The 19,123-nt window shown below is 59.8% G+C and carries 16 protein-coding genes and 1 pseudogene; 9 read left to right on the forward strand and 8 right to left on the reverse strand.

The genetic code is table 11. The annotated features are described in order from the left end of the window. Positions 1-14 precede the first annotated feature (14 nt). Positions 15-1,328 carry an NAD-dependent dihydropyrimidine dehydrogenase subunit PreA gene (preA, locus tag N1937_RS16820; RefSeq protein ID WP_222295626.1) on the forward strand — a complete coding sequence of 438 codons (1,314 nt, stop codon included), beginning with the start codon at positions 15-17 and terminating at the stop codon, positions 1,326-1,328. A gap of 159 nt (positions 1,329-1,487) precedes the next feature. Beyond that, the gene (treZ, locus tag N1937_RS16825; RefSeq protein ID WP_260056586.1) at positions 1,488-3,476 is read left to right on the forward strand and encodes a malto-oligosyltrehalose trehalohydrolase; all 1,989 of its coding nucleotides are present in this window, start codon (positions 1,488-1,490) and stop codon (positions 3,474-3,476) included. On the opposite strand, the gene N1937_RS16830 is transcribed toward treZ, so the two are convergent. From N1937_RS16830 to N1937_RS16840, 3 genes are all read right to left on the reverse strand, one after another. Next, entirely contained in the window at positions 3,473-4,309 is an 837-nt protein-coding gene (locus tag N1937_RS16830) for an SIR2 family protein (RefSeq protein ID WP_170262116.1), read from the reverse strand. The two genes, treZ and N1937_RS16830, sit on opposite strands and share 4 nt — an antisense overlap. Positions 4,310-4,471: 162 nt before the next feature. Beyond that, on the reverse strand, positions 4,472-5,509 hold the full coding sequence (locus N1937_RS16835; RefSeq protein ID WP_170262115.1) for a TIGR03885 family FMN-dependent LLM class oxidoreductase: 1,038 nt from the start codon (positions 5,507-5,509) through the stop codon (positions 4,472-4,474). Further along, complete coding sequence (locus N1937_RS16840) at positions 5,506-7,149, reverse strand: alpha-amylase family protein (protein ID WP_441005664.1); 1,644 nt, start codon at positions 7,147-7,149, stop codon at positions 5,506-5,508. The genes N1937_RS16835 and N1937_RS16840 overlap by 4 nt, the downstream gene beginning before the upstream one ends. A 179-nt stretch (positions 7,150-7,328) precedes the next feature. On the opposite strand from N1937_RS16840, the gene N1937_RS16845 reads away from it, so the two are divergent. Further along, a complete protein-coding gene (locus N1937_RS16845; protein WP_170262114.1) occupies positions 7,329-9,008 on the forward strand; it encodes a glycoside hydrolase family 13 protein in 1,680 nt (559 codons plus the stop codon). 409 nt (positions 9,009-9,417) lie between these two features. Here the strand turns inward: N1937_RS16845 and N1937_RS16850 are convergent, their stop codons facing one another. Together N1937_RS16850 and ftrA are read right to left on the reverse strand one after the other, a co-directional pair. Continuing rightward, positions 9,418-10,080 carry an SDR family oxidoreductase gene (locus N1937_RS16850; RefSeq protein ID WP_441005650.1) on the reverse strand — a complete coding sequence of 221 codons (663 nt, stop codon included), beginning with the start codon at positions 10,078-10,080 and terminating at the stop codon, positions 9,418-9,420. Positions 10,081-10,274: 194 nt separating this feature from the next. Then, positions 10,275-11,276: a transcriptional regulator FtrA gene (gene ftrA, locus N1937_RS16855; RefSeq protein WP_260056588.1), complete on the reverse strand. Its 1,002-nt coding sequence runs from the start codon at positions 11,274-11,276 to the stop codon at positions 10,275-10,277. A 67-nt stretch (positions 11,277-11,343) separates the two neighbouring features. Here ftrA and N1937_RS16860 point away from each other — a divergent pair, with 67 nt between their 5' ends. Then, complete coding sequence (locus N1937_RS16860) at positions 11,344-11,754, forward strand: rhodanese-like domain-containing protein (RefSeq protein WP_170262112.1); 411 nt, start codon at positions 11,344-11,346, stop codon at positions 11,752-11,754. A gap of 52 nt (positions 11,755-11,806) precedes the next feature. Here the strand turns inward: N1937_RS16860 and N1937_RS16865 are convergent, their stop codons facing one another. Beyond that, the gene (locus N1937_RS16865) at positions 11,807-12,829 is read right to left on the reverse strand and encodes a zinc-dependent alcohol dehydrogenase family protein (RefSeq protein ID WP_170262111.1); all 1,023 of its coding nucleotides are present in this window, start codon (positions 12,827-12,829) and stop codon (positions 11,807-11,809) included. 101 nt (positions 12,830-12,930) lie between these two features. Here N1937_RS16865 and N1937_RS16870 point away from each other — a divergent pair, with 101 nt between their 5' ends. Then, positions 12,931-13,830, forward strand: coding sequence for a LysR family transcriptional regulator (locus tag N1937_RS16870; protein WP_170262110.1), 900 nt, complete (start codon positions 12,931-12,933; stop codon positions 13,828-13,830). A gap of 159 nt (positions 13,831-13,989) precedes the next feature. Beyond that, positions 13,990-14,331 (forward strand): annotated as a pseudogene (locus N1937_RS16875) (response regulator); the annotation flags it as partial. 4 nt (positions 14,332-14,335) lie between these two features. Here the strand turns inward: N1937_RS16875 and N1937_RS16880 are convergent. Then, positions 14,336-15,013 carry a TetR family transcriptional regulator C-terminal domain-containing protein gene (locus tag N1937_RS16880; RefSeq protein ID WP_170262109.1) on the reverse strand — a complete coding sequence of 226 codons (678 nt, stop codon included), beginning with the start codon at positions 15,011-15,013 and terminating at the stop codon, positions 14,336-14,338. A gap of 276 nt (positions 15,014-15,289) precedes the next feature. Here N1937_RS16880 and N1937_RS16885 point away from each other — a divergent pair, with 276 nt between their 5' ends. The 3 genes from N1937_RS16885 to hydA are packed head-to-tail and all read left to right on the forward strand — an operon-like array spanning position 15,290 to position 18,584. Further along, entirely contained in the window at positions 15,290-16,543 is a 1,254-nt protein-coding gene (locus tag N1937_RS16885) for a Zn-dependent hydrolase (protein ID WP_017965807.1), read from the forward strand. After that, positions 16,543-17,127 carry an endonuclease domain-containing protein gene (locus N1937_RS16890; RefSeq protein ID WP_260056589.1) on the forward strand — a complete coding sequence of 195 codons (585 nt, stop codon included), beginning with the start codon at positions 16,543-16,545 and terminating at the stop codon, positions 17,125-17,127. Before N1937_RS16885 ends, N1937_RS16890 begins: the two co-directional genes overlap by 1 nt. 2 nt (positions 17,128-17,129) lie before the next feature. After that, positions 17,130-18,584, forward strand: a complete 1,455-nt coding sequence (gene hydA, locus N1937_RS16895) for a dihydropyrimidinase (RefSeq protein WP_162117970.1) — start codon at positions 17,130-17,132, stop codon at positions 18,582-18,584. Positions 18,585-18,642: 58 nt separating this feature from the next. Here hydA and N1937_RS16900 read toward each other — a convergent pair whose 3' ends face one another. Next, the gene (locus N1937_RS16900) at positions 18,643-19,056 is read right to left on the reverse strand and encodes a cupin domain-containing protein (protein WP_018073737.1); all 414 of its coding nucleotides are present in this window, start codon (positions 19,054-19,056) and stop codon (positions 18,643-18,645) included. Between the last annotated feature and the right edge of the window lie 67 nt (positions 19,057-19,123).

Consider the following 19,123-nt stretch of genomic DNA (forward strand, 5'->3'; position numbering starts at 1 on the left):
GGGGAGAATGAACAATGGCTGATCTCCGTAATAATTTTGTCGGCATCAAGTCCCCGAACCCATTCTGGCTGGCGTCTGCGCCGCCGACCGACAAGGCCTACAATGTCGAGCGCGCCTTCAAGGCCGGCTGGGGCGGCGTGGTCTGGAAGACGCTGGGCGAGGAAGGCCCGCCCGTCGTCAACGTCAACGGCCCGCGCTACGGCGCGATCTGGGGCGCCGACCGCCGCCTGCTCGGTTTGAACAATATCGAGCTCATCACCGACCGCGACCTCTACACCAACCTGCGCGAAATGAAGCAGGTGAAGATGAACTGGCCGGACCGGGCACTGATCGCCTCGATCATGGTACCTTGCGAGGAAGAGGCCTGGAAGGCGATCCTGCCCTTGGTCGAAGAAACCGGCGCCGACGGCATCGAGCTCAATTTCGGCTGTCCGCACGGCATGTCGGAGCGCGGCATGGGTTCCGCGGTCGGTCAGGTGCCGGAATATATCGAGATGGTCGTGCGCTGGTGCAAGCAGTACACCCGCATGCCCGTCATCACCAAGCTCACGCCCAACATCACCGATGTCCGCCGCCCCGCCCGCGCCGCCAAGGCCGGCGGCACCGATGCCGTCTCGCTGATCAACACGATCAATTCGATCGTCTCCGTCGATCTCGACAACTTCGCCCCTAACCCGACGGTCGGCGGCAAGGGCAGCCATGGTGGTTATTGCGGCCCGGCGGTAAAGCCGATCGCCCTCAACATGGTGGCCGAGATCGCCCGCGATCCCGAAACCTATGGCCTGCCGATCTCGGGCATCGGCGGCATCACCACCTGGCGGGACGCTGCCGAATTCCTCGTGCTCGGCGCCGGCAACGTCCAGGTCTGCACCGCGGCGATGACTTACGGCTTCAAGATCGTCCAGGAGATGATCACCGGCCTCTCCGACTGGATGGACGAAAAAGGCCACCGCAGCCTCGACGACATTACCGGCCGCGCCGTGCCCAACGTCACCGACTGGCAGTATCTGAACCTCAACTACATCGCCAAGGCCAAGATCGATCAGGACGCCTGCATCAAATGCGGCCGCTGCTACATCGCCTGCGAGGACACCTCGCACCAGGCGATCACCAACTTCGTCGATGGCGCTCGCCATTTCGAGGTGATGGATGAGGAATGCGTCGGCTGCAATCTCTGCGTCAGCGTCTGTCCGGTTGAGAACTGCATCACCATGGAGCAGCTTCCCACCGGCGCCCTCGACAAACGCACCGGCCGGGTTGTCGACCCCAACTATGCCAACTGGACCACGCATCCGAACAACCCAATGGCGCGCCAGGCGGCGGAGTGATGGAGCTTCAACGCCACGGGCAAGCTCGGTCCGCGGCATTGCGCTGCACCGCAAATGCAAGTTTCGGGCTTGATGGATGGGCCCGAAAGGTGGCGAAAGGCGATTACGGGAACATCATAAGGCTGCCGAAGTTAGCGCAGGCGATTCCACGAGAGAGCCATGCACGACCACTCAAGCAGCGAAGAGTCGAAATCGAAGCCTCGCAGTTCGAGCCGACGCTCCCCGATCGGAGCGGAGGTTGATGCCGGCGGCGTTTCGTTCCGAGTATGGGCCCCTGCCAGAGAACGCTGTTTCCTCGTGATCGAGGGAAATTCCGAACATAAGATGACGGCGGAGGACGGCGGCTACTTCTGCCTGTATCTGCCCGGTTTGGATGTAGGAACGCGATACCAGTTTCACTTTGGAGACGCGGATGATCTTCTTGCCGATCCTGCCTCGCGTTTTCAGCCAGATGGTCCATCGGGGCCATCAGTCGTCGTAGATCCGGCGCGGTATCAGTGGAGTGATTACGACTGGCAAGGAATGCCCGCCTTCGGAGCTGCTCTCTACGAGATGCACATCGGCACCTTCACAAGGGAAGGTACCTTTGCGGCAGCCCGGGAAAAGCTGGAAAGACTTCGCGCACTCGGCATCAACTGCCTGGAAGTAATGCCCATCAATGAGTTTGAAGGCGAATTCGGCTGGGGCTACGACGGAACATTGCTCTATGCTCCGACGCGGCTCTATGGAACACCGGATGATGTGCGCGCTTTCGTCGACGAAGCCCACCGGATCGGCATCGGGGTGATCCTCGACGTGGTCTACAACCACTTCGGTGTCGGCGAGCGGTTTTCTGAATTCACGCCCGACTATTTCACGGAGCGGTACTCGAACGAATGGGGCAAGGCGATCAACTTCGACGGTCCGAACAGCCACGGTGTTCGGGAATATATAGCAAAGAACGCGGCCTACTGGATCGACGAATTCCATTTCGATGGACTGCGTATCGATGCAACGCAGGCGTTGTTCGACTCAAGCCACGAACACATCGTCACGGTCATTGCTAGGGAAGCTCGAGCAGCAGCGGGACAGCGGCAGATCTATCTCGTGAGCGAAAATGAGCCGCAGCAAAGCGAAATGGTGCGGCCGGAGAGCGCGGGAGGGCATGGGCTGAACGCCTTATGGAACGATGATTTCCACCGCTCCGCGACAGTGGCGCTGACCGGCCGCAACGAAGCCTATTATCATGATCACCGCGGTACGGCCCAGGAACTCGTTTCTGCCGCCAAATATGGCTGCCTGTTTCAGGGGCAGCGATATGATTGGCAGGATAAACCGCGCGGAACGGCTGGGCTCGACCTCAAGCCGTGGAATTTCGTGCACTTCCTCCAGAATCACGACCAAGTCGCCAATTCCGGCACGGGCGCCAGGATCGGCCACCTAACATCGCCAGCCCGTCTTCGGGCCATGACGGCGCTGCAACTGCTGGGGCCGCAGACGCCCATGCTCTTTCAGGGACAGGAATTTGGTGCCTCTTCTCCGTTTTATTATTTCGCAGATCACGCTGGAGAAATCGCCGACATGGTCCGGCAGGGGCGGCGCAGTTTCCTCAGCCAATTCCCGAACCTGAGGGATGAAGAGCTCATCAGACAGATGGCGGATCCGTGTGCTCGCACGACGTTTGAGAAGGTGAAGCTCGATTGGGCCGAATGGGAGAGAAACGCGGCAGTCGTGCTGCTTCATCGCGACCTGCTGAATCTTCGTCAGACGAACAAGGCATTTTCTCGCCAAGCTTGCGCTCGTGACGGCCAAATGGACGGTAATGTTTTGTCCAGATCCGCCTTCCTCCTGAGGTTCTTCGCGGAGAAGCCGTCGGACGAAAGAATATTGTTGATCAACTTCGGCAATGACCTCGTGATCGATAGTCTGCCGGATCCGCTTTTTGCGCCGCCGGAAGCTCACCAATGGCATCTCTCTTGGTCAAGTGAAGATGCCGCCTACGGTGGCAGTGGACGCCGCCCATATGATTTTTGGAAGCGTTGGGTATTGAACGGGGATATTGCTCTGGTCGTCGCCCCCTTTAAACTCCAGAACCGGCAAAACGTCTCAGCAATGCCGATTGAGGACTGGCAAGCCGGCATCTTGCGAGCCGGGGACCCTAGCACTTAACTGCCGGCATTCGATTTTCGTCGTTGAAGCAGACGTTCGAGAAAATGAGAGAGGGAGTCGCCTGAACTCTCGCCATCGCCGCTGAGGACGGTAACGCCCCACCTCTTCAGAACATGCACCTGAACTTCGGTCGGCTCGTGCATGAAGAGAAATAGCGGTGGCCGGTGTCGGTCTAGTCCGGTCCGCCGCCATGTCGACCACAGGTGATGGAGCAAAAAGCGAATGTTCAGATCGGACATGCTGTAGCCGACAAACAGCAATGTCGAGGCGAAGGCATCGCTCCTGAATTTTATGTCCAAAGGAGCGTCAAACGATAGGCGATCGAAGTAATCCGACTCTGTCAGCACCAGTGTGTCCGGATCGGAGAAGTCGCCGTGGTATTTGACGATTTGAGTTTCGCCGACTGGCGCGGTCGCCATATCTTTCGCGCTTGTGATCCGTGTGAATGGCCGCCCGAACGCCTCATAGGAGATTTCGAGATTTGCATCGTAATTTGTGGTGTACACGAGAGGAAAGTCCAATTCGACGATGAGCCTATGCAGCTCGGAGTTCTCAAGTTGCTCAGGCAAGATCTGCCACTCGCGTTTCATCCATTCGACCAACTGAGACAACGAGCCGTGCTTCAAACGGTAATATTCGGCAATTTCCTGATAGGTTGCGCCGTGCGTGGCGGCGAACGACGAAGGCAGGCCGAGATCCATCAGCATATGATCGATGAGACAGCTCCATGAGGGCAGGCCGACGTTCATCGATATTCCTGCACCAACGAACAAAACGGCCTGCCGGCGTTCAATCGCGGTGGCAATCGCCGATATTTGTTTGTCGTGTGGCACGCATCCTCCTGACTACCGTAAGACCGAACGTCGTCTGGAGAGACTTGTTTCTGTGCGGTAGCGCACTCGGTAGCGCACTTCGGCTTGGAGTTCGCTGTTCTTTGGAGCAGCATATTCCCGACAGTGCGGGCAATTGCGACGGCCAGCCGCATTCGCTCCTCATCAACTGATATCTGGACTGCCCTTGAAGCCATCTCCCGTTGAAAGATCGCATGGATCGACCGGCGCATCAGTCCTGAATGAGCGTAGTACCTCTCGACCAAAAACTTCGATGAACTCGCGCTGATTGCGCCCGACATTGTGAATATAGATTTCGTCAAATCCCATCGCGACATCGGCTTTCAACCACTCGACATGCTGTCGTGGATCGGCCGAGATGCGCACATGCTGGTCCATATCTTCAGGCCGCACCTTCAGACATGCCTCATCGAACTCCTCCGGCAAACGAAGCGTTTCCGAGATTGCAGCGGAAATCGCGTTGCTGCGCCACTGGTCGAAGGCATTTGCCCTAGCTTCCTCTTCGGAGCCGGCATAGGAAATATGTGTTTGCAAGTAGAGCGGCTTTTGCCTCCCGCCGCCGCGCCGGAAGGCTTCGACGACTTTGTCGAGCTTGCCGGTCGGCTGGTTGATGGTGATAAGCGCATCCGCCCAACCTCCCGCCCACTCGGCCGTTTCTGGCGAAAGAGCGCCGGCAACAATGCGCGGGATCTCATCAGGGAGAGTATGGACGCGGCCCTGATCGACTTTGATGGGTTCTGTCCGACTGACCAGCTTCCCCGACCACAAGTCCCTCATGATCTCGACCGCAGCCAGCAACCGTTCATTTCGTTCTGCCTTGGAGGGCCAGCGTTCACCGATGACATGTTCATTCATGGCCTGCCCGCTGCCCACCGCTATCCACGGCAACCGGCCCGAAAACATCTCTGCAATCGTCGCACCAGCCTGTGCGGTAATCGCCGGATGATAACGCCAGCCCATAGGGACTGTGATGATACCGAAGGGAATAGATTGCGTGGCCTGGAGCGCGGCCCCTAACCAGGCCCAAGCAAAGCCCGACTGACCCTGCCTCTCACTCCATGGCGTCAGGTGATCGGACGACATCACGGCGCCGAAACCTGCAGCCTCCGCAGCCTGCACATATCCGAGGAGCTCGCTTGGCGAAAATTGTTCATGGGACGCGTGATAGCCGATGAGCGTCATGATCCGTTGCCCTCGGAAATAAACCAGTGGTAGGCATAGGGCTCGAGTTGCAGGCGTGGTTGGATGGCGCCTGCGTACTCCACCTCGCCGATCAGATCTCGGAACTTCCGAGGCTGCATTCCGCCAAAATTGATTTCCGTCTTAATACGCCGGCGAGCGAGGTTGTGGACGAGCAGCAGAAGCGACCCGGCGTCTTCAAAGCCGTGGACCAAAACAGCCGGATCCTCGGCGCTCAATCTCACCAGCCGCCCTTTTGTGAAGATCGGCTGATTCCTGCGAAGAGAAATAAAACGCCTGATCTTGTTCAACAGGGAATTAGGATCATTGAATTGGTCGACAACATTGACTTTCTTGTAGGAAAACGGCTCGTCCGAGACGATCGGCTGACACAGTTTTCCGGCGTCGGCACTGGAGAAACCGGCATTCCTCTCCGCCGACCATTGCATCGGTACCCTCACTGCATTGCGTCCGGGCTGGGAAAGGTCCTCGCCGATACCGATCTCGTCGCCGTAGACGATAAGCGGCGGCCCGCTCAGAGAAAAGATGATGCTGAAGGCGAGTTCCGTCCGTCGTTGGTCGCCGCCCAACATGGGCGCAACGCGACGGCGGATGCCGCGGCCGAATGCCTGCATTTCTTCCTTCGAAGCGAAGGCGTCGAAGACGTTCTTCTTCAAATCCGCGGGAACTCGGGAAAAATCGAGCTCATCGAGATTGCGCAGGAAATTGACCCATGCGCAACCGGGCGGTGGCTCCGGAAGCAGGCTCAGTCCCTGATTGATCGAGGCCGCGTCTTTCCCAGCGAGGCCTGCGAAGAGATAGCAGGCAAGCATGAAGTTGAGCAGAAGCTGGAGTTGGTCTCCTTCGCCAAAAAAGGCGTCGGAAGCTTCCGGCGGAAGATTGACTTCTCCGAGGAGCACACCACCCGATCGCCTGCTTTGCAGATAGCTGCCGATCTGCCTCAGGATGCCGTGGGGATCGCGAGGATTGGCATGCTCAAGTCCTTTATCGGCGATGATGAGCGGGGCGGCGTCCAGCCTGAACCCGCTGACGCCGAATGCGATCCAGTAATCGACGATGCGCAATATTTCTTCGCGCACCTGCGGATTTGCAGCGTTCAATTCGGGCTGAAACTCGTAGAAGCTATGGAAATAATAGGCCCTCGCCACCTCATCATAGGTCCAGAGGCTGTCCACTTCGCCCGGAAAAATCGATTTGGCCCCTGAAGCGACAGGTGGAGGATCGGGGCTCCAGACATAATAACTGCGGTAGCGCGTCTCGTCATCCCGCCTAGCGGCCTGGAACCAGGGATGCTGATCGGATGTATGATTGACGACGAGGTCCATGATCACCCGAATGCCATGCTCACCGGCGCCGTGCAGAAATGTCAGGAAATCGTCAAGCGTTCCCACCTTTGGATTGATCGAATAGAAATCGCTGACGTCATAACCATTGTCGCGATCCGGACTGCGATAAAACGGCAGTAGCCAGATGCAGGTAATTCCGAGTTCCGAAAGGTAGGCCAGCTTTTTCGTCAGGCCCGCGAAGTCGCCAATGCCGTCACCATTGCCATCGGCGAATTTCTCGACATCGATGCTGTAGATCACCGCCTCCTCATACCAGCTGCTGCTTCGGTTCGGCACCGCGACGGTCTCCCGATAATCTCTGTTGCCACCCCTTCTAACGGTCCCGGAAGGAGGGGGTTCCTCGGATTGCGCCAAGTCCAAGGATGCCGGGGGATGCGGAAGGAAGGTCTGGCCCGGTGGAACCTGCAGACATCACCAGTGTTTTCCCGATATCCCCAACAGATAGGAAGCCTCCGATGGATTACTCCACGACACCGCTGGCAGGTCCCGAGCGATCACCTCTCCAACCGAAATGGTGGCATACCGCAACTGTATACCAGGTCTATCCGCGCAGCTTTTGCGATTCCAACGGAGACGGCATTGGCGATATCCCCGGCATCACCTCAAAGCTCGACTACCTGAAAAAGCTCGGGATCGACATCATCTGGCTGTCGCCGATCTACAAGTCGCCGATGGACGACAATGGTTATGACATATCGGACTACCGGGACATTGCCCCCGAGTTTGGCACGCTCCAAGATTTCGACCGGCTGGTGGCTGAGGCGAAAGACCGAGAAATCGGCATCATGCTCGACCTCGTCGTCAACCACACATCGGACGAGCATCCGTGGTTTCTTCAATCCCGTCACGGTTCGGACAACCCATTCCGCGACTTCTACATCTGGCGCAAACCTGCGCCGGACGGAGGACCGCCGAACGGCCTGAAGTCCTCCTTCGGCGGACCGGCCTGGACGCTCGACCCGGCAACAGGCGAATATTACCTGCATATGTTTTCTCGCCGCCAGCCGGATCTCAACTGGGAGAACGAAAGGGTGCGGGCGGAAATCTATGACATGATGAACTGGTGGCTTGAGCGAGGCATTGCCGGCTTTCGCATGGATGTCATTGATTATATCGGCAAGCAGGTGGACCAGGAGCTTATAAAGGACGGACCGCATCTGCACGACTATCTGCAGGAGATGAATGCCAAGACCTTTGGCAGCCGCGATATCCTGACGGTCGGCGAAGCCTGGAGCGCCACTCCCGGTGCAGCCCTCCTCTATTCCGGACGCGACCGCCAAGAACTCTCGATGATCTTCCAGTTCGAGCACGTCACCCAGCAATGGGACGCGGTCTATGGCAAATGGCGCCCGAAACCGTTCGACCTTGTGAATCTCAAGACCGTCCTGAGCAAATGGCAGCTTGCTCTATCGGAAGACGGGTGGAATTCGCTCTTCTGGGGCAATCACGATCTGCCGCGCGCCGTCTCCCGCTACGGCGACGTGACCGGCTATCATATCGAGTCGGCCAAGATGCTGGCCACCGTGCTGCATCTGCTGAAAGGCACGCCCTTCGTCTATCAGGGCGAGGAAATCGGAATGACAAACGTCCCCTTCACCTCCATCGATCAGTACCGGGACATCGAAACCCTCAACATGCACAGGCTGCACGTGGAGGCCGGCCTTTCCCCAGAAGAGTTTATTCGCGGAGCAAACGAGAACGGTCGCGATAACGCCCGCACACCGATGCAATGGAGTGCGGCCCCCTATGGCGGTTTTTCGACCGGCGTACCCTGGATCGAGGTCAATCCCAATTATCCGAAGGTCAACGCCGAAGCGGCCATCGGAGACGAGAAGTCGATCTGGAACCACTATCGCAAACTGATCGCGCTCCGGAAGACCTGCCCTGTCATCGTCTACGGGGAATACCGATCCTGGCTCGACCAACATCCTGATGTCTTCGTCTATACCCGTACATTCGACAGGACACGGATGATTGTCATCGCTAATTTCACCCCGCGGCACATTGGGCTGAGTTTGCCATCGGAGCTCGGGATGAACGGAGAATGTCTCATTTGCAACTATGAACCGGTGCACAAGATCAACGAGACCATTGAACTCAGCCCCTACGAGGCCTTCGCCATAGCGTCTAGGTGAAGCTGGGATCCGGTCACAGTTGCTCGGGCTTTTTGATAGTGCTCGGTGCTGCGATCTTCTCGGCTATCGCAAGCGCCGGGGCAGCGAAAGAGGCTGGCGCCGGCTGCCTCTCGATGCAATGGCCGCGCCGACCGCGATGGAAGCAAGGGCTGCAAGGCCAGCATCAGAGGCGTCGACAGCGATGGCCGCGAGCGCGAGCGTAACCCGCCATCGATATGCGCCGTGTCCTGGGAAGGCCGATAGAGATTACCGTCGCTTTTCGCGACAGGTGATGCTCGGTTGAAATAGGCGGCCATGAAGCGGCCGAGCAAACGCGCCGCCAGGTTTGGCGCCAGCAGGTGAGCGAGACGTGTTGCATTGGTTACTGCGCCAACGGTGGTCGTTGCTCGCGGGTGTTTTGCCACCTGGACTATGGCTTCGGCAACGCGCCGGCATCGATCAGCGGCGGCGGCGCGGAGACCTTCCGGCCGACATAGTTGGCACCATGCATCAGGCCGGGGGTGTCGACGAAGGCGGGGTAAATGTCACAGATATGAATGCGAGGCTTATCCGCCACCTCCGCCCGTAAGGCCTCGGAAAATCCGCGAAGCCCGAACTTGCTGGCGCTGTAGGCTGTGGCGAACGGCGCCGCTGCAAAACCGCCGAGCGAAATCATATTGATGAATACGCCCGTACCCTGGCGTAGAAACACCGGGAGAGCCGCGTGTGCGTCGTTGATATGTCCCAGCAAGTTCGCGCGGATGACCTGCTCATGCGCCTCAATTAGCGTCTCCTCGAACCGACCAACCGCGCCGACGCCGACATTGCTGACCCAGACATCGATCTTGCCGAACGAGGCAGCTTTCGAGGCAAGAGCCTTGACTGCATCGGGGTCGGTGACATCCGCAACAACTGAAGTGGCCTCGCCGCCGAGGCGGCGGCAGACCTCTGCCACTTTTTCCAATGCGGCACCGTTGCGCGACGCGAGCACCAGCCTGCTACCCCGCCTGGCGAATGCCTCGGCTGCGGCTTGACCGATACCACTCGATGCGCCGGTAATGACGACAACAGCATCCTCGAGATTGGTTGTCATAGTCGAAGCGTCCTTTCGATTTACCCTTTCTGCGCAACAACCCGGCGCCATTGAAGTTCCCGGCCGGCGGACATCGCGCCGTTTCAGTCAGCTCTTGCTGTCTCGGAGCGCGCTGAGATGTCGCTCATCATCACGCGCCATCTCGAGATGCGATCGAGAGCGGCCATTTAGGTTAAATGCAGGCAAAGGATGCCTTAGCCACCGAATGATTTTCGATAGGCATGAGGGCTTGTCCCGAGCCGCCTGCGAAAATGATGCCGCATCGTTGCCAGTGTTCCAAAGCCGCTGGCAGCGGCGATGTCATCGAGCGACACAGCAAGTTCCTTCTCCAGCAGATCGCGGGCATGCCGCAGCCGCTCCGTGAGCAGCCATTCGCCGACGCTGAGGCCCGTCGTCGCTTCGAAGCGCCGCTGGAAGGTGCGCATGCTCATGCCCGCTCTTTTCGCAAGCAGGCTGATCGGCTGATCCTCGGAAAGGCTTTCGCGCATCCATTCGATCAGCGCCCCCAAGCGGATGCCCTCGCGTTCCTCATGAACCGGCGCGTGAATGAACTGCGCCTGTCCGCCTTCGCGGTGCGGCGGCACGACGAGGCGTCTTGCAACGCTGTTTGCTGCTTCCGAACCGAAATCGCCGCGCACCACATGCAGGCAGAGATCGATGCCGGCAGCACTGCCCGCTGCCGTCAGCAGACTGCCCTCGTCTATGTAGAGAACGTCGGCATCGAGTGCGATATCGGGATAACGCGCGGCGATCGAGGCGACATAACGCCAATGCGTCGTCGCCCTGCGGTTCGTTAGCAGGCCCGACCCGGCAAGAACGGCAACACCCGAGCAAAGCGACATGATCCGTGCGCCGCGTTGATGCGCTGCCTTGAGCGCTGAAACAAGCGGCTCGGGAACGACGGCATCGATCGACCGCCAGCCCGGCACGACGATCAGGTCCGCTTCGTCAAGCACTTCCAGTCCCTGGTCGACTGCGACCGTCAGCCCTCCCGCTGCGCGAAGCGGACCCGGTTCGATGCCGCAGACTGAGAAGCGATACCAGCCTTCGCCCATTTCCGGCCGTGGCAGGCCGAAGACCTCGTAGGCGATGCCGAATTCGAAGGTGCAGAGCCCGTCATAGGCAAGTGCGGCGACCAGCGGTCCTTTCGTCTGCTGCGGCAATGAGTTTGGCATGATCTTTACGCTGTCAGACATGATGGCCAATTTCGCAAAGCTCTAGCATCGGCGATACCAGGCGGCAACTTCAGAAAAAGGAAGACCGATGCCAAGCCCCGTTTCCCAAACACCTGCTGCAGCTCCGGATGCCGCTGTCGCTCACTTTGCCGCCAAGCTCGCTTTCGAAACCGACTGCTCGGATGTGCATGCCGCCTTTGCGGCCGGCAACGTCGATTTCGTTCTCCTCGACGTGCGCTCGCCGCAGCTCTTCGCGGAGTCCCATATTCCCGGCGCCATCAACCTGCCGCACGGCAAGATGACGGCGCACCGAATGTCGGCATGGGCAAGCGATACACTCTTCGCCGTCTATTGCGCCGGCCCGCATTGCAACGGCGCCGACAAGGCCGCCTTCCGCCTCGCCAATCTCGGGCTCCAGGCCAAGCTGATGATCGGCGGCATGACCGGCTGGGCCGATGAAAGCTTCGCCTTCGAACAGGGCGTCCCTGCTGCCGCCTGATGGCCGTCTCCCCCTACAATCATGCAGCGGGGAGACGGGAAAATCGCGATCGTCAGAACTCGACGACCACCTTGCCGAAAGGCCCGCGATAGAGATGATCGAGCGCCTCAGGGAATTCGTCGAAGGCATAACGCTTGTCGATCACAGGCTTCAGCCCGGTCTGGTCGATTGCCCGCACCAGATCTTCAAGCGCACGGCGATGGCCGACGGAAATGCCCTGCACAACAGGCGCCTTGAGCAGCAACGGCCCGGTCGGGCCGGAAACCTCGAATCCCTCGAACACGCCGATGACGGAAATGCGGCCATTGATCGCCACCGCCTTCAGCGCCTGGCCGAGATGTGGGCCGCCGACGATCTCAAGCACGTGATCGGCCCCGTAGCCGCCGGTCAACTGATAGAGTTGTTCCACCCAGTCGCCCTCATGGCGATTGATCGCGTGATCGGCGCCGAGGGCAACGGCGCGGCCGAGCTTCTCCGCGCTGCCTGATGTGATGAAGACCTCCGCACCATGCGCCTTGGCGATCTGCAGACCGAAGAGCGCCACCCCGCCGGTGCCTTCCACCAGCACCTTGTCGCCGGCCTTCAGACCGCCGCGTTCGATCAGTGCGAACCAGGCAGTCAGCCCGGCGCAGGGCAAGGTGCTCGCCTGCGCCGCATCCAGCGTGTCAGGCGCGCGTGAATACCATTCTTCGGAAAGCACGGTGTATTGCGAGAGGACGCCGGGATAAAAGCCGCCGCGCGTCTTGTAAGGCGGCGTGCGCGCATCGCCTAACCCGCGTCCGTCGATCCAGTCGGGCGAAAACGTCGAGATGACCCGATCGCCCGGCTTGAAACGGCTGACCTCCGGTCCGACTGCCTCGACGACCCCCGCCATATCGGAAGCCGGCACGAAGGGAAATTGCAGCGGCAACCCCATGCCGCTCTCCATCACCAGTCGGTCGCGGAAATTGAGCGAAACGGCTTCCGTCCGCACCAGAACCCTGTTTCCCGAAACCGGCTCGAGCCTCCGCTCGCCGATCGTCAGCTGGCGCTCCGGTCCAACCGCGTCGATCTGCCATTGCCGTGTTGTTTGCATTGCCTTGCTCCTTGTCCATTGCAGGGAGCACAAGGATATCGTTGAATATTTCGCACCAGTTGCGATATTAATTCACCAGAATGGTTCCAAAGAGGAAACAAATGGAACAGCTGAAGGGTATCTCGATCTTCGTCGAAGCCGTCGAGGCTGGTGGCTTTTCGGCTGCCGCCGAGCGGCTCCATCTCACGCGTTCGGCCGTCGGCAAGACGATCGCACGTCTGGAACAGCGTCTCGGCGTGCGCCTCTTCAACCGTACGACACGCATGCAGAGCCTTACCGAGGAAGGCCGATTCTTCTACGAGCGCTGCCTGCGGGCGATCGAGGAAATCCGCCTCGGGGAAGCCATGCTGGAATCCGGCCGGCGTGACGTGCGCGGCCGATTGCGCATCTCGATGCCCGTGCTTTTCGGCCGCCACTGCATCGCGCCGATCCTCGCACGCCTGCTCGATGAACATCCGAACCTCGAACTCGACCTTTCCTTCAACGACCGTATCGTCGACCTGCTCGAGGACGGGTTCGATCTTGTCATCCGCAACGGACCGCTGAAGGACAATCCGGATCTGATGGCCCGGGCGATCGCGCGCCAGCGCATGACCGTCTGCGCATCGCCCGCCTATCTGGAAAAACATGGCGCACCGCAGACGGTCTTCGATATTCCGCGGTATGAGGGCATCGTCTACAGGCGGGGCGATGATGACAAAGGTTGGATCTTTCCGACTGCGGCTGATCCCGGGCGGCGGCTGGTGCCAAAGGCGCGACTTCGGCTCGACGACCTCGCTTCGATTTCCGATGCCGCCGTCGCCGGGCGCGGTCTTGCCTGGCTGCCCTGCTGGCTGGTCCGCGAGGAGGTGCTGGCGGGCCGGCTCATTCAGGTATTGAAGCACGAACCGGCCAATATCTCCGATGCCCATGCCGTTTGGCTGCGCTCACCGGTCATGCTGCCGAAGGTGCGGCTCGCGATCGATACGCTCGCTGCGGGATTGCCGGCAATGATGGGCTGAAGCGCTCGCCGCGGGTCTGCGAGCGACTAGAAACCCATGCTATTCCTAGGCGTTTCTCTGGAAATAACGCGATGGCGCAGTACATCCGCTCATTCACCGTCCACTGTGGGCGGCCGCCATATCACTCGGAAAAACGTCAGCATGTCACTTTGCAGCGCCCTGGTGGAAAACAATCTAGTCGTCGCCATGAATGGCGAGGATATCCTGCGCCGTTTAGGCGCCGACGTGGCAACGGCGCCAAGTGTCGCCGAAGCGATTGAGATCCTGACCGGACAGTCCTTCGATCTGGCGCTTCTTGACGTCGATCTTGGCGATGAGACGAGTTTCGGGATTGCCGATCGACTGGCTGCTGACGGCGTGCCCTTCTTATTTGCCACGGGGTATGGGGAGGGCATCGCTCAGGCGAGTAGCCACTCCGACGCGCCCGTGCTGCAGAAGCCTTATACGATGGAGGGCATGACGCATATTCTTGCCCGGGTGTCGCTTCCGAGGAGAGGGTAAAGCCTCATCCTCCAAGGGTATCCGGTCGCAGCCCACCGATGAAGAGCTGTTCCAGAAACCGCGCCGCATCCTCGAAGCGCCCCTCGCCCGAATGTTCCTGCCCCAGCACAGCACGCACCTGAACGTCGAAGTCCGCGTAATGCTGCGTCGTCGACCAGATGGAGAAGATCAGGTGGTAGGGATCGCATTTGACGATCTTGCCTGATGTCGCCCAGGCGCGGATGACCTCCGCCTTCTCGTCGACCAGTTCCTTCAGCGGCCCCTTCAACTCGTCTTCGATATGTGGCGCGCCCTGCAGCACCTCGTTGGCGAAGAGCCGGCTCTCGCGGGGAAAATCGCGGGCCATCTCCAGCTTGCGGCGGATGTAGCTGCGGATTTCCGTCTCTGGATTGCCTTCGGCGTCGAAGGCGCGGAGCGGCTCCAGCCAAGTGTAAAGTACCCGGTCGATCAGCGCCCGGTGCATGGCTTCCTTGGTGCGGAAATAATAGAGCAAGTTGGGTTTCGACATGCCGGCCACTTCGGCAATCTGATCGATTGTCGAGCCGCGAAAGCCGCTTGCCGAAAACACATCGAGCGCAGCTTCCAGGATCTGCTCTTCCTTCTCTTCCTGGATTCGCGTCCGCCTCAGGGTTTTCGCTGCTCTCGGTATTGTCACAGGCTGTCGTTTCCCCTTGAAATTCAACTTCTTCGCTCAAGTTTTGGCTAGGGACGACCCTCGCCGCTTCCTTGAGCAACTGCCCGCATTTTTATCGGCAATTTTCGTGATTTTCGTCTTGAGCCCGGCGATGGAAGTTGTAATGTTTACCAATCGGTCAAATTATCCGTCAGATGTAAAACAAAGGCAACTGGCGATTTTCCGGCGCTCGACAAAACCAATAAGGGGGCGCAGGAAAGGACCACGGGAACGAGCGGGCATGCCTCTTTGCATGACTGCCGCAAACAGGTGAGGGCATAAAGAATGGTGGCAGCACCAGGCGAGAACATGCGCGTCAATGGCGACCGTCTCTGGGACAGTCTCATGGACATGGCGAAGATCGGCCCCGGCATAGCAGGCGGCAACAACCGCCAGACACTGACAGATGCCGATGCGCAGGGCCGCAGTCTTTTCAAAAGATGGTGTGACGATGCCGGTTTGACCATGGGTGTCGACCGGATGGGCACGATGTTCGCCGCCCGCCCCGGCACCGATCCCGATGCCTTGCCGGTCTATGTCGGCTCGCATCTCGATACCCAGCCGACCGGCGGCAAATATGACGGCGTGCTCGGCGTGCTTGCGGCCCTCGAAGTCGTGCGCACGATGAACGATCTCGGCATCAAGACCAAACATCCGATCGTCGTCACCAATTGGACGAATGAGGAAGGCGCGCGTTTTGCCCCTGCCATGCTGGCGTCAGGCGTCTTCGCCGGCGTGCACAGCCTGGACTTTGCCTATAATCGCAGGGACCCCGAGGGCAATCTGTTCGGCGACGAATTGAAGCGTATCGGCTGGGTCGGCGACGAAGAGGTCGGCGCCCGCAAGATGCACGCCTATTTCGAATATCACATCGAGCAGGGACCGATCCTCGAAGCCGAGGAAAAGCAGATCGGCGTCGTCACCCATTGCCAGGGCCTCTGGTGGCTGGAATTCACACTGACCGGCAAGGAAGCCCATACCGGCTCGACGCCGATGAACCTGCGCGTCAATGCCGGCCTCGCCATGGCCCGCATTCTGGAAATGGTCCAGGACGTGGCGATGGGCGAACAGCCGGGTGCCGTCGGCGGTGTCGGCCAGGTGTTCTTCTCGCCGAATTCCCGCAACGTGCTACCCGGCAAGGTGGTCTTCACCGTCGACATCCGCTCGCCCGACAAGGAGAAGCTCGACCGTATGCGGGCAAAGATCGAGGCAAAGGCGCCTGAGATCACCAATGCACTCGGCGTCGGCTGTTCCATCGAGGCGATCGGCCACTTCGAACCGATCACCTTCGATCCGAAACTGGTCACGTCGGTGCGCGAAGCCGCCGAGCGGCTCGGCTACAGCCACATGAACATCATCTCCGGCGCCGGCCATGACGCCTGCTGGGCCGCCAAAGTGGCACCTGCGACGATGGTCATGTGCCCCTGCGTCGGCGGGCTCTCGCATAACGAGGCGGAAGAAATCTCCAAGGAATGGGCGACGGCGGGCGCCGATGTGCTGTTTCATGCGGTGGTCGAGACGGCGGAGATTGTGGTGTGATGGCTTATGTCGAGCCCGGAGCCCCCTCATCCGACCCTTCGGGCCACCTTCTCCCCGCTGGGGAGAAGGGATCGGTAGACGTCGCGGTCTCCCCCTTCTCCCCTCGGGGAGAAGGTGCCCGAAGGGCGGATGAGGGGGCTCCGGGCGCGACGAAAATTATCAAGCAGGATATCCGGAAACATCGCACCAACAAGACCGACCAGGCCAGAACGCTTCGCCGCAAAGAAACTGAAGAGGAATACCACCTCTGGAGCGACCTCCGCGCCCGCCGCTTGAATGGCTATAAGGTTGCAAGGCAAGTTCCCCTCGGCCCATTCATCGTCGATTTCCTCTGTCGTGAACAACGATTGATCGTCGAAGTCGACGGCTTCCAGCATGCCGATAGCACGTCGGATCAGCGCCGAACTGAATGGCTCAATGTGAATGGCTATTCCGTCCTACGCTTCTGGAATCGGGAAATCTCGCGCGAACGTCGCTCAGTACTCGAAACGATTCTAGCTGCCTTGCAGGGCCGGATCGAGGTCAGCTCAGAACTGCTCGGCTTCTATTCGCCGGCCCAAACTGCAGACAAGAACGGGGAATGATCATGACCACAGTCATCAAGAACGGCACCATCGTCACGGCCGACCTCACCTACAAGGCTGACGTGAAAATCGACGGCGGCAAGATCATCGAGATCGGGCAGAATCTCTCGGGCGACGAGACGCTGGATGCCACGGGCTGTTACGTCATGCCCGGCGGCATCGATCCGCACACTCATCTCGAAATGCCCTTCATGGGCACCTATTCCTCCGACGATTTCGAAAGCGGCACGCGCGCCGCCCTTTCCGGCGGCACCACCATGGTGGTTGATTTTGCCCTGCCCGCTCCCGGCCAGTCGCTGCTCGAAGCGCTGACCATGTGGGACAACAAATCGACCCGCGCCAATTGCGATTATTCCTTCCACATGGCAGTCACCTGGTGGAGTGAGCAGGTCTTCAAGGAAATGGAGACCATCGTCCGCGACAAGGGCATCAACACCTTCAAGCACTTCATGGCGTATAAGGGCGCGCTGATGGTCGACGATGACGAAATGTTCGCCTCCTTCCAGCGCTGCGCCGAACTCGGCGCCCTGCCGCTAGTGCACGCCGAAAACGGCGACGTCGTCGCCTCGATGTCGGCAAAGCTGCTCGCCGAGGGCAATAACGGCCCCGAGGCGCACGCCTATTCCCGGCCCGCCGAAGTCGAAGGTGAAGCGACCAACCGCGCCATCATGATCGCCGACATGGCCGGCTGCCCGGTCTATATCGTCCACACCTCTTGCGAACAGGCGCACGAGGCGATCCGCCGTGCGCGCAGCAAGGGCATGCGCGTCTATGGCGAACCGCTGATCCAGCACCTGACGCTCGACGAGAGCGAATATTCCAATCCCGACTGGGATCATGCGGCCCGCCGGGTGATGTCGCCGCCCTTCCGCAACAAGCAGCATCAGGATTCGCTCTGGGCAGGTCTCGCCTCCGGCTCGCTGCAGGTCGTCGCCACTGACCATTGCGCCTTCACCACGGCGCAGAAGCGCTTCGGCGTTGGCGATTTCACCAAGATCCCGAACGGCACCGGCGGCCTCGAAGACCGCATGCCGATGCTCTGGACGCATGGTGTCAACACCGGGCGGCTGACGATGAACGAATTCGTCGCCGTCACATCGACCAACATCGCCAAGATCCTCAACATCTATCCCAAGAAGGGCGCAATCCTTGTCGGCGCCGATGCCGATATCGTCGTCTGGGACCCGCAACGTTCCAAGACCATTTCGTCCAAAGCCCAGCAGTCGGCGATCGACTACAACGTCTTCGAAGGCAAGGAAGTGACCGGCCTGCCGCGCTATACGCTGACGCGCGGCGTCCTCGCGATCGAGGAAGGCGCGATCAAGACCCGCCAGGGCCACGGCGAATTCGTCAGGCGCGAGCCGGTCACGGCCGTCAGCAAGGCGCTTTCCCAGTGGAAGGATATCACCGCACCGCGCAAGGTGACGCGTAGCGGCATTCCGGCAAGCGGCGTATGACGATGGCGCATGACGATACGGCCATCAATCGGGGACCGCTGCCTCTATGCCAATGACCTCACGCCGGCACCAAAGCGTCCAACTCCGGCAGAAGCACGACGCTTTCCTGCTCGTTCGGATCGGTGCGCGCGATGATCGCTGTGCACGGCGTGCTGCTGAGGTTGGCCGGCAGGTGCGGCACGCCGGCCGGGATATAGAAAAGTTCGCCGGCATGAACGATGACGTGATGCTCGAGCCGGTCTCCGTACCAGGTATGAGCCTCGCCGGAGAGCATGTAGATCGCCGTCTCGTGCGCCTCGTGCAGATGCGCCTTGGCGCGCACGCCGGGCGGGATCGTCAAAAGATGCATGCAGATGCCCTTGGCGCCGACCGTTTCGGCGGCGATGCCTGCGAAATAGCTCAGCCCCTGCTTGCCGTCATAGGCATGATTGGGGCGAACGATGTGGCAGGTGGGCTTTGATGTCACGTCCATCCTCATCCTCCATGGAGTGTGTCGTCGATAAAACCGGCGGTAATGATAGCACGCAAACCGCGTTCAA

Origin of the sequence: Rhizobium sp. WSM4643 (assembly GCF_025152745.1) — a bacterium.
Lineage (GTDB): Bacteria > Pseudomonadota > Alphaproteobacteria > Rhizobiales > Rhizobiaceae > Rhizobium > Rhizobium leguminosarum_I.

Bases quoted from the DNA above. Each gene is read 5' to 3' on its own strand.
- N1937_RS16850 (WP_441005650.1), bottom strand. From the start codon at position 10,080: ATGACAACCAATCTCGAGGATGCTGTTGTCGTCATTACCGGCGCATCG.
- preA (WP_222295626.1), top strand. From the start codon at position 15: ATGGCTGATCTCCGTAATAATTTTGTCGGCATCAAGTCCCCGAACCCA.
- hydA (WP_162117970.1), top strand. From the start codon at position 17,130: ATGACCACAGTCATCAAGAACGGCACCATCGTCACGGCCGACCTCACC.
- N1937_RS16835 (WP_170262115.1), bottom strand. From the start codon at position 5,509: ATGACGCTCATCGGCTATCACGCGTCCCATGAACAATTTTCGCCAAGC.
- N1937_RS16860 (WP_170262112.1), top strand. From the start codon at position 11,344: ATGCCAAGCCCCGTTTCCCAAACACCTGCTGCAGCTCCGGATGCCGCT.
- ftrA (WP_260056588.1), bottom strand. From the start codon at position 11,276: ATGTCTGACAGCGTAAAGATCATGCCAAACTCATTGCCGCAGCAGACG.
- N1937_RS16885 (WP_017965807.1), top strand. From the start codon at position 15,290: ATGGTGGCAGCACCAGGCGAGAACATGCGCGTCAATGGCGACCGTCTC.
- N1937_RS16865 (WP_170262111.1), bottom strand. From the start codon at position 12,829: ATGCAAACAACACGGCAATGGCAGATCGACGCGGTTGGACCGGAGCGC.
- N1937_RS16890 (WP_260056589.1), top strand. From the start codon at position 16,543: ATGGCTTATGTCGAGCCCGGAGCCCCCTCATCCGACCCTTCGGGCCAC.
- N1937_RS16900 (WP_018073737.1), bottom strand. From the start codon at position 19,056: ATGGACGTGACATCAAAGCCCACCTGCCACATCGTTCGCCCCAATCAT.
- N1937_RS16845 (WP_170262114.1), top strand. From the start codon at position 7,329: ATGGATTACTCCACGACACCGCTGGCAGGTCCCGAGCGATCACCTCTC.
- treZ (WP_260056586.1), top strand. From the start codon at position 1,488: ATGCACGACCACTCAAGCAGCGAAGAGTCGAAATCGAAGCCTCGCAGT.
- N1937_RS16870 (WP_170262110.1), top strand. From the start codon at position 12,931: ATGGAACAGCTGAAGGGTATCTCGATCTTCGTCGAAGCCGTCGAGGCT.